At 65.6% G+C, this 6545-nt stretch carries 5 protein-coding genes and 2 pseudogenes; 3 read left to right on the top strand and 4 right to left on the bottom strand.

The genetic code is table 11. The annotated features are described in order from the left end of the window. Positions 1 to 24 precede the first annotated feature (24 nt). Positions 25 to 559 (bottom strand): annotated as a pseudogene (locus ACFXKN_RS01150) (alpha/beta fold hydrolase); the annotation flags it as partial. On the opposite strand from ACFXKN_RS01150, the pseudogene ACFXKN_RS01155 reads away from it, so the two are divergent. The 3 genes and pseudogenes from ACFXKN_RS01155 to ACFXKN_RS01165 all read left to right on the top strand — a co-directional run. After that, positions 560 to 688: pseudogene (locus tag ACFXKN_RS01155) on the top strand (CGNR zinc finger domain-containing protein); the annotation flags it as partial. Positions 689 to 740: 52 nt separating this feature from the next. After that, positions 741 to 2435: an AMP-binding protein gene (locus tag ACFXKN_RS01160; RefSeq protein WP_378948872.1), complete on the top strand. Its 1695-nt coding sequence runs from the start codon at positions 741 to 743 to the stop codon at positions 2433 to 2435. Between the two features lie 279 nt (positions 2436 to 2714). After that, positions 2715 to 3962 (top strand): SGNH/GDSL hydrolase family protein, encoded by a 1248-nt coding sequence (locus ACFXKN_RS01165; RefSeq protein ID WP_378948875.1) that lies wholly within the window; start codon positions 2715 to 2717, stop codon positions 3960 to 3962. 173 nt (positions 3963 to 4135) lie between these two features. On the opposite strand, the gene ACFXKN_RS01170 is transcribed toward ACFXKN_RS01165, so the two are convergent. The 3 genes from ACFXKN_RS01170 to ACFXKN_RS01180 form a co-directional block, all read right to left on the bottom strand. Then, positions 4136 to 4630 carry a nuclear transport factor 2 family protein gene (locus tag ACFXKN_RS01170; protein WP_379432122.1) on the bottom strand — a complete coding sequence of 165 codons (495 nt, stop codon included), beginning with the start codon at positions 4628 to 4630 and terminating at the stop codon, positions 4136 to 4138. Positions 4631 to 4758: 128 nt separating this feature from the next. Further along, positions 4759 to 5145, bottom strand: a complete 387-nt coding sequence (locus ACFXKN_RS01175) for a hypothetical protein (protein WP_378948878.1) — start codon at positions 5143 to 5145, stop codon at positions 4759 to 4761. Between the two features lie 154 nt (positions 5146 to 5299). Next, positions 5300 to 6526 (bottom strand): PucR family transcriptional regulator, encoded by a 1227-nt coding sequence (locus ACFXKN_RS01180; RefSeq protein WP_379432123.1) that lies wholly within the window; start codon positions 6524 to 6526, stop codon positions 5300 to 5302. Between the last annotated feature and the right edge of the window lie 19 nt (positions 6527 to 6545).

Here is a 6545-nt window from a genome sequence, read left to right on the forward strand (position 1 = left end):
CCATCGGCGGACGCGCGAACCCTATTACATCGGCTGTGTGCCCGAGGGCAGATGAAACGGCGATCGGACATCAGCGGCCAGTACCGCCGCGAGGCCTTCTCGCAGGTCCTCGACGAAATACTCGGGAACCTCCAGCGACGGGAAATGTCCCCCGGCTTCGGGTGAGCTCCATCGGACGATCTGCCGGTACCGCTCCTGCGCCCAGACGCGCGGACACTTTTCGATATCGCGGGGATACATAGTGATTGCTGACGGGACGTCGACCCGAAGTTCGGGGTCGAGGGAGTTGTGGCTTTCGTAGTAGATGCGGGCCGCCGATGCACCGGTTCGCGTCAGCCAATACAGGGTGACGTCGTCGAGAATCCGGTCTATGTAAATCGTCTCGAACGGGCTGTCGTCGGTATCTGTCCACTCAGCGAACTTGTCCAGGATCCAGGCGAGAAGCCCGCAGCTCCACCCATGCGGCCGCGATCTTTTCGGTTCCCCACCCGGTGGTGGCCGGCTTGTCGCTGTAACCAAATCCCGGTAGCGAGGGAACCACGACGTGGAACGCCGGCGCCGGGCCGCCTTCTTCGACACCAGCCAGAGTCGCACTCGTAAATGGTGTGACATGAACACGTGCGGGAATCGTGAGAAGAAGGCGCGCTTCATCGCCAATCAGCGCAAGAATCCCAGATCAACGGACTGATCATGACCTTCCATGCATCGAGGTAGGCTCCACCGGAACAAGGAGTCTCAGCATGGCGATCATCGATCCGAACAGCCCAGGGGCGCCGCAGCGAATGGCCGAGGGCCGTGCGGATATCGCGACCATGCTGCTCGACCGGCTCGGCGACCACCGACTCGGCCTGCGCACCCGCGATACCGACTGGACCTGGGACGCGGTCGTCCGCGAGTCGAGCGCCCGCGCGGAGCTCGCCCGCACCCTGCGCCGCGACGGCCCGTTCCACATCGGGGTCCTGTTGGACAATGTGCCCGACTTCGTCTTCTGGCTGGGCGCAGCGGCTCTGGCCGGCGCGACGGTGGCGGGTCTCAATCCGACCCGGGGTGACGCCCAACTGGCTGCCGATGTCCGGTATGTCGACTGTCAGCTGATCGTCACCGATGCCGCGGGGATGGCGCGGTTGCGGCAGCTGGATCTCGGTCTCGCGCAGGATCGGTTCCTGCTGGTCGACGATCCCGGCTATGCCGACCGGATCCATGCCTGCCACGTGCAGCCCTCGGCGGTGGGCGGACCGGACGCGTTGCTGCTGTTGCTGTTCACCTCCGGCACTACCGGCACCTCGAAGGCGGTGCGGTGCACCCAGCGCCGCCTCGCGACGGTCGCGAACGCGGCGACGGCGAAGTTCGGGCATGTCCGCGACGACGTGGACTACTGCTGTATGCCGCTGTTCCACGGCAATGCCATCATGGCGCTGTGGGCGCCCGCGCTGTCGGTCGGCGCGACGGTCTGCCTGATCCCGAAATTCTCGGCGTCGCAATTCCTTCCGGATGTTCGGTACTTCGGCGCGACCTACTTCACCTACGTCGGTAAGGCGTTGGGGTATCTGCTGGCCACGCCCGAAACCGCGACAGATTCGGACAATTCACTGGTGCGCGGGTTCGGTACCGAGGCGTCGGTGGCCGATCAGGACGAGTTCCGACGACGCTTCGACGCGAAGCTGTTCGAAGGGTACGGCTCCAGCGAGGGACCGAATCTGGCGGCCCTCGACCCGGCCGCGCCGCCCGCCGCGCTCGGCAGGCCCGCGCACGCCAGTGTGGCGGTGGTGAACCCGGACACTTTGCGGGAGTGCTCGCGGGCCGAGCTCGACGAGCACGGCCGGGTCCGTAATCCCGACGAGGCCATCGGGGAAATGATCGACAAGGCCGGTGCGCTCGCGTTCGAGGGCTACTACAAGAACGAGGTCGCCGATGCCGACCGCGTCCGCAACGGCTGGTATTGGACAGGGGATCTCGGCTACATCGATACCGCCGGATACCTGTACTTCGCCGGGCGCAAGGGCGACTGGATCCGGGTCGATGGCGAGAACACCTCGGCGCTCATGATCGAACAGGTCCTGCGCCGTCACCCCGCAGTCATCGCCGCCGCCGTGTTCGGGGTACCGGACCCACGCTCGGGCGATCAGGTCATGGCCGCTGTCGAGGTCGCCGATCCGGTCGGCTTCGATATCGACGCGTTCACCGAATTCCTCTGTGCCCAGTCCGATCTCGGTAGCAAAGGTATTCCCCGGCTCCTGCGTGTCTCAGCGAACCTCCCGGTGACCGGGTCGAACAAGGTACTCAAACGCGAACTGCAAGAACAGGGCTGGCGCACCGACGAACCGGTCCACCGCTGGGCGGGGCGCGGTCGACCGCACTACGCTCGGATGACCGAGGCGGACCGGCACGCACTGGAGTTGGAATTCGCCGCGCATGGCAGAGGGCGCATGCTGTGATCGGCTGCGCGCGCGGCACTTCGGTTCGATCAGCTCAGTAGCCGCATCAGGCACCTGGTCGTCGGGAGGCGTGGACACCGGTGCGGGTGGCCACGGCCGCCGCGCAGGACCGAAGGTTCTCGAACCGCTCTACACCGCGATGGGCTCGCGAATCTCCGGCATGAGTCACATCCTCGTGTCTTAAACGGGAATACAGTTCCATTAATGCGAGTTGATGGAGATAGTCCCCAGCGTTGGGGTTCCGCAGGCTCATCGACTGGGCTGTTGAGAGGATAGAAAATGTTGCACAACACGCGTGTCCGACTTGCTGCCACTGCCGCCGTTGCCGTACTCGGCGGGCTCGCTGCCTGCTCCACCGCCGAACCGGCACCGGCGTGGGACACCGGGTGGATGGCCGCTCCGCAATTGCCCAGCATCGGATTCGAGCCCAACTGGGCTCGGGAGGGTTTCGACAACCACACCGTGCGTCAGGTGGTCCGGGTGACCGACGGCGGCACCGCTGCCAGGATCACGCTGTCCAACCAGTACGGCACAGCGCCACTGCGGGTGGACAATGTCACGATCGGACGGACTGCCGACGGTGCGGAGGTGGAACCGAACTCGGTGCGGCAGTTGACCTTCGACGGCAACTCGGCCACCGCGATCCCCGCCGGCGCGACCTTGACCAGCGATGTCGTCGACCTCGATCTCGATGCTTTGGATTCGGCGGCGGTCACCATCTACCTGCCGGAACGCACCGGGCCTGCGACCTTTCACTCGCAGGCCTATGCCACCACGTATCGCGCCGCGGGCGACCACGCTGCCGACCCGTCAGCCGGGGCGTTCACCGAATCCACGCACTCCTGGTACTACCTGACCGACGTTCAGGTATCCAGCGATACTGACGACGAAGGCGGCACTGTCGTCACGATGGGCGACTCGATCACCGACGGATACGGGTCCGGCTACGACGCCAACACGCGATACCCGGACTGGCTCGCGCAGCGGCTCGCCGATGCCGGAACCCCACGTCCGGTTCTGAACGCGGGTATCGGCGGCAATCTGATCCTCAACGATTCGACATGGTTCGGTGAGGCCGCGATTCGCCGATTCGAACGGGATGTGCTCACCAAGCCTGACGTCAAAAGCGTTATCGTCTTCGGCGGCCTCAATGACATCGGCTTCTCCGAAATCGACCTGCCGACCTACAAGCCGAATCCGCAGGTCTCGGTGGCGCAACTGATCGCTGGTCATCGGGAATTGATCGCCGCCGCGCACCGGGCCGGGATCAGGGTCACCGGCGCGACTCTGCTGCCGATGAAGGGAGCCGAGTACTACAACGACGTCTCAGCAGCGAAGATCCGAGAGTTCAACCAGTGGATGCGGACCAGCGGGGAGTACGACGCGGTGGTCGACTTCAATGCCGCGGTCGCTGATCCATCGGACCCCGAAGCGCTGAACCCCGTCTTCGATTCCGGCGACCACAAGCACCCCAATGCCGCCGGCTACCGCGCCATGGCGAACAAGATCGACCTGACGACACTCTGAGTTGTCCGTCTGACTGCCATCGCTGGGCATCGGTTCGAAGCAACGGCGGTGGGGTGGCACCACAGTAAGGTGCCACCCCACCGCCGAACGATTCCCGCCCGATCGAAGCGGGCAGGTGGTTCTCCTGGAGGCGGACACGCGCCACCTGAGCGATCTTTTCGACATGTCCACTGCTACTGCGTGATCCGGGTGCCGTCATCGAACGGGCGGGTGATCGCCCACAATTGGCGGAACGTGCACGTCGCGATTTTCCAGCGACCGTCCTCCACCCGGTATTCGTCGGCGTACTCGCCGGTGGCGACGGTTTCGGTGCGCTCGATCAGGTTGACCTGGCGGAAGCGCAGCGTCCACCGGCCGCTCGCTGTGCCGTCCTCACGCACGGTGATGTCGGGGTGCACGCCGTGATGCATGTCGAGGATCGCGTGCTTGCCGTCCACCTGCTGCAAGGCGATCGACGCGAAGACCGCGGCCATGCCGTCGGCGTCCGTCGCGCCGAGCTGGCCGTAGTCCAGCGCCGAGCCGACCGCGACGAAACAGTCGCGGAAACCGACCGGGTCTTTGGCGTCGCAAGCACGGAAGTAGCGGTGCTTGAGCGCGGTGATCGACTCGATCGCCGCCGACCGTGCAAGGTGGCGGGCCAGGTCGTCGGGGAGCGATGGTGCGGACATGTCCGCCACCGTAGGACCGGGACGACGTCACTGATTGCCTGTCGTCCCGCTCATCGGGAATGCCCGCCGGTCTCCGCGACATGGCATTGCCGGCCGGGTCCGCGGTCGAGGTTCGCTGGAACTCGAGCTCAGGGACGGTCGACGTCGCGGATGATGGTCTCGGGCTTGAAGATCACCTTGTAGTGGTAACGGCTCACCTCAGCGGCCTCGAGCTGTTCGACGAAGTAGCTCACGTTGTCGGAGAGGCCGAGGAAGTGTTTCTTGTATTCGTCGTCACCGGTCTTGCACGTCACCTCGAGCTGGTTGTTCTCGTCCTTGATCGAGCACTTGCCCTCGATGGACAGCAGGTACTTGTCGGTGATTCCGTTGAAGAACACCACGCGGCGGTCGATCTTGAACTGGTCCGACTCTTTGGACAGGTTCTTGGACACTACGTCGGCGTCACTCGAGCATCCGGTCAGTGCGATGACACCCGCAGCCAGAGCCGCGGCAGCGGCGATGAGCTTGTTGTTCATGTTCTACCCCCTCCTCGACCATCATGACCGTAAGCGGCCGAGACCGCCACTGTCAGAGGGATTCTCGCCCGATCGCAACAGGATGCGCAGCGCGCGTCGCGTGCCCAGCGCTGCGGCGGAGGTGCACTGTGCGGCACGCACAAACCACCTGGACTCAGATTGTCCGAGTCAGGACGTGGCGATACCAGCGGCAGACGCCCAAGGCGAAGCGGAGTTCGAAGGTGTCTGTGTCGACCGCGATGCCGTAGCGGCCGGTGACCTGTTGGATGCGGTATTGGACCGTGTTGCGGTGGACGTCGAGGACGCGGGCGGTGCGTGAGTAGCTGGCGCCTTCGGAGAGGAAAACGTCGAGGGTTTTCCTCAATAGCTCCACCTTGGCACCATCGCCGGCGAGCGGGCCGAGGACGCGGTGGACGAGGCCGGCTAGTTCGCCGGGGTCGTCGGACAGCAGCGCGAAGGGTGCGATCGTGTCGAAGTCGATAACCGTGGGTGCGCTCTCCCCTGCCGAGATGACCAGCGCCTTCGCCCGTGCGGCACTGCGGGCCGAGCGCCGGAACCCGGGCAGCCCGTCGCCGATCGGGCCGAGAGCGACGCGTACCGGCAAGCCGGACGCCTCGACCTGTTCGGCGAGTTCGCCGAGCACGCACGACTGCTCGACCGGGAACCAGATACACATGGCGCGGTCCCCCGACGCTGCGACCAATTCGGTGCCACCGGTGCGCATCGCCGCGGACAGCAGCTGTCGTGCCTGCTCGAGCGCGCGCACGGCGTCCGTGCCGGTGGCCGTCGACCACACTTCGGCCGCGTGGTGTCGCCGGTCGAGCCGGTAGCCCAGCACTTCTTCGGCCGCCGCGACATCGACATCGTCGTTGTCGAGCAGACGCGCGATCCACTGCTGACGAGCGGCTTGGCGACTGCTGAGCCAGCGGTCCCGTTCCGCCTCGTAGATCCGCCCCATCGACGAATTGAGCCGATCCAGGTAGGTCCCGGCGAATTTGAGCAACTCCGCGATCCTGGCGGGTTGGTCAGGGCCGGGAACGGCCAGGACCAGCCCGATCGCCGCGTCGAGGATCCGGTACTGCCCCAGCCCGTAGGCGCGCAGCAGAATCGTCAGCGGTACTCCGCGCCTGGCCAGGCGTTGGGCGTAGGCGGCGGCACCGGCGGGCGTGCCGACGGTGGCCGGGTCGATATTGTTCGCCAGTACGTACTGCACGGCGGCGATGTTCTCCGCGATGCTCGCGGCTCGCATCTCGGCCAGGTCGGCGGCGACGTCGTTGAGCGGAATCATCTGCTCGGTCACCCGGATGAGGTCTTCGGTGATGGCGTCGACGCGCGGGCCGAGGGCCTGTCCCACCCATACCAGGGATCCGTACGCTGCCACGGCCGCTTCCATCCGTTGA

It is taken from the genome of Nocardia sp. NPDC059195 (assembly GCF_042754695.1).
Taxonomy (GTDB): domain Bacteria; phylum Actinomycetota; class Actinomycetes; order Mycobacteriales; family Mycobacteriaceae; genus Nocardia.

Excerpts from the sequence above, each read along its gene's own strand:
- ACFXKN_RS01160 (WP_378948872.1), top strand. The coding sequence starts at position 741 with ATGGCGATCATCGATCCGAACAGCCCAGGGGCGCCGCAGCGAATGGCC.
- ACFXKN_RS01165 (WP_378948875.1), top strand. The coding sequence starts at position 2,715 with ATGTTGCACAACACGCGTGTCCGACTTGCTGCCACTGCCGCCGTTGCC.
- ACFXKN_RS01170 (WP_379432122.1), bottom strand. The coding sequence starts at position 4,630 with ATGTCCGCACCATCGCTCCCCGACGACCTGGCCCGCCACCTTGCACGG.
- ACFXKN_RS01175 (WP_378948878.1), bottom strand. The coding sequence starts at position 5,145 with ATGAACAACAAGCTCATCGCCGCTGCCGCGGCTCTGGCTGCGGGTGTC.